The organism is Lutibacter sp. (assembly GCF_040883305.1).
GTDB lineage: Bacteria > Bacteroidota > Bacteroidia > Flavobacteriales > Flavobacteriaceae > Lutibacter.
In genome coordinates, this window is the sequence record NZ_JBFLKT010000187.1 from 1 (window position 1) to 3181 (window position 3181).

The 3181-nt window shown below is 31.8% G+C and carries 3 protein-coding genes; 1 reads left to right on the forward strand and 2 read right to left on the reverse strand.

The window, feature by feature from the left end:
- A partial coding sequence (locus AB1Z17_RS06020) for an alpha/beta hydrolase family protein (RefSeq protein ID WP_368050891.1) occupies positions 1-1524 on the forward strand: 1524 nt, incomplete at its 5' end.
- Positions 1525-1593: 69 nt separating this feature from the next.
- On the opposite strand, the gene AB1Z17_RS06025 is transcribed toward AB1Z17_RS06020, so the two are convergent.
- Positions 1594-2277: a nitroreductase family protein gene (locus tag AB1Z17_RS06025; protein ID WP_368050892.1), complete on the reverse strand. Its 684-nt coding sequence runs from the start codon at positions 2275-2277 to the stop codon at positions 1594-1596.
- A gap of 46 nt (positions 2278-2323) precedes the next feature.
- A partial coding sequence (locus AB1Z17_RS06030) for a GMC oxidoreductase (RefSeq protein ID WP_368050893.1) occupies positions 2324-3181 on the reverse strand: 858 nt, incomplete at its 5' end.

Genomic DNA, 3181 nt, shown 5'->3' on the forward strand with positions numbered 1-3181 from the left:
ATGTTAGAAATTCCTTTAATTGAAGATTTACCTAAAGGGTTTATGGCAGTTAGAACAGGTATAAGAAACCTCTCCTGGAGAGCCGATAAACCTGCAACACTTTTTTGGTGTGAGGCGTTAGATGAAGGTGACCCTGCCAAAGAAGTTGATTTTAAAGATGAAGTCTTTCAATTAAACGCACCTTTTAACGGAAAAGCAGCTTCAATACTTAAAACAATTGGAAGATTTTCGGGTATTCAATGGGGTAACAGTTCTACTGCAATAGCATACGATTATTGGTGGAATACAAGAAATACAAAAACCTATATTTTTAATCCTTCAAATAATAGTGTGAAACCTAAAATCATTTCAGATAGAAATTACCAAGACACCTATAGCGATCCAGGAAATTTTATAACAAAAAGAAATGAATTTGGAAGATATACACTTTCCATAAATAAAGATAAAGCCTATTTAATTGGAGATGGATTTAGCGAAGCTGGTAAATTTCCGTTTGTAGATGAATTTAGTTTAAAAAATTTAAAGACTAAAAGATTGTACCAATCTAAATTAACTGATAAAGTTGAAGGAATTATAAATGCTTTAGATATAAAAAAGGGTGAAATAATTGTTCGTATAGAATCTAAAAACGAATACCCTAATTATTATATTAGAAATATTAAAAGAAGTTCAAATCCTGTTGCTTTAACAACTTTTGAAAATCCTTTTAAAAGTATTCAAAATGTTTATAAAGAAGTAATTAAATACCAGCGTGAAGATGGATTAGAGCTTTCTGGTACTTTATACTTACCATCAAATTTTGAAAAAGGAAAAAAATACCCAATGGTAATGTGGGCTTATCCTGAAGAATTTAAAGATAAAAGTAGTGCCGGACAAAGCACTAAAAACTCAAATGAATTTACATACCCTTATTATGGTTCTATGGTTTATTGGGTAACCAGAGGTTATGTAGTACTAGACGACGCTTCTTTTCCAATTGTTGGTGAAGGTGATGAAGAACCTAATGATACTTTTATAAAACAATTAGTGGCCAATGGAAAAGCTGCAATTGATGCTGTTGATAATTTAGGTTATATTGATAGAAATAAAGTTGCTGTTGGAGGACACTCTTATGGAGCGTTTATGACTGCCAATTTATTAGCACACTCTAACTTATTTGCTGCTGGAATTGCCAGAAGTGGTGCGTACAATAGAACTTTAACGCCTTTTGGTTTCCAAAGTGAAGAGCGTAGTTACTGGGAAGCTCCAGAAATTTATTACCAAATGTCTCCTTTTATGCATGCAGATACTATGAAAACACCTTTGTTATTAATTCACGGACAAGCAGATAATAATTCGGGAACCTATCCTTTGCAAAGTGAACGTTATTTTAATGCTTTAAAAGGTCTTGGTGCTCCAGTTCGTTTGGTAATGCTTCCAAAAGAAAGTCACGGTTACAGTGCTAAAGAATCTGTGTTACATATGCTTTGGGAACAAGATCAATGGCTAGAAGAACATGTAAAAAATAGAATTATTGAAGAATAATATTCCATAAACGACTATTCAGTTAAAAAACAATTATTTATTAAAAAAGGCAGCTAAAAGCTGCCTTTTTTAATACAATTTCATGATATCTTCTAGAGGTTTTCTTTTAATATTTGGCACGTAGGCTTTTTCGGCTTGGTAACCTACTGGCAATAACAAAAAAGCACGTTCGTTATCTGGACGTTTCAATATTTTTTCTAAAAAACGCATTGGACTTGGCGTATGGGTTAACGTAACCAAACCAGCATTATGTATTGCTGAAATTAAAAATCCACAAGACAAACCTACCGACTCGTTTACATAATAATTCTGATGTTTTTTTCCTGCTGTATCATATTCAAAAATACGTTTAAATGCAATTATTAAATAAGGTGCAGTTTCTAAAAAAGGTTTATTCGCATCCGTTCCTAAATGTTTTAAATCTTCCAACCAAACATCACTCATTCGTTCATTATAACTTTTACGTTCTTCTGCTTCGGCTGCCAGTCTAATTTCTTTTTTAATTTCTGCACTTTTCACAACACAAAAAGTCCAAGGTTGCTTATTTGCTCCAGAAGGTGCAGTTGAAGCCGTTTTTATAATATTTTCAATTACTTCAATTGGGATTTCTTTATTAGAAAAATGACGTACAGATCTTCTTTTATCTGCCCATTCAAAATAATCTTTAGATTTTCTTAGGGTTTCACTTTCAGAAAAAATTTCTTGTTTGTATCTAATGTGTTTATAACCTTCAATTAAAATGTAATCGTCCATATTTATTATTTTTAGGTTAAAAACCTACTTTTTTTCATTTAAAATTCTATTTCCTAGCAATTTTACTCATTGCGTGTTCCGTAATTGCGGTAATTGTTAATGATGGATTTACACCTGGATTTGCTGAAATTACAGATCCATCGCAAACCAACATGTTTTTATACCCAAAGACATTGTTATTTTTATCGATAACTCCTTTCTCTATACTTTCCGCCATAACTGAACCTCCTAAAATATGTGCAGTGGTTGGTGAACCTAACAAAACATCTGTAAAATTAGCATACGGAATTCCGTTTACTTGTTTTCCAAATTGCTTTCCTAATTTTAATGCTTCAGAAATAAAAGCTGAAGGTTTTTTACCATCTTCAGTTTCAGATTTCATCTTCGTAATTTTTCCTAATTTAAGTTGAAGCGTACTGTCCAGGGTTTGCATAAATAATAATACTGTAGTTCTTTTTGCATAATTTTTAGTAAAAATTGTTTTAAACATCTTTAATGGCTGCTTTAAAAATACACTAAAAATACCAAAAAACCGGATTAGTAAACTTTTGCTATACACCATTGGAACGGTTAACATTCTAAAAAAGCCAGAACCTTCTCCATAACGAACGGGCTCTAAATGGCTGTTTTTATCGGTATGTAAAATAGAACCAATTGCAATTCCTTTAGAGTAATCTTTGTGTTTTTTGGCTGTTGAAGTAACTAATAATAACGATTCGTTATTTGTTCTAATATTACAACCAACTTGATCGGATAAGTTTGGTAGAGATTGTTGCTTTAATTTTAATAATAATGGTATTGTCCCCATAACGCCACCAGCAAAAATAATTCCTTTTGCAGATATACTACCTTGTATTCTTTTTCCAATACTAGATTTGTATTCAACTTTATAACCTTTGGAGCC

Bases quoted from the DNA above. Each gene is read 5' to 3' on its own strand.
- AB1Z17_RS06025 (WP_368050892.1), bottom strand. From the start codon at position 2,277: ATGGACGATTACATTTTAATTGAAGGTTATAAACACATTAGATACAAA.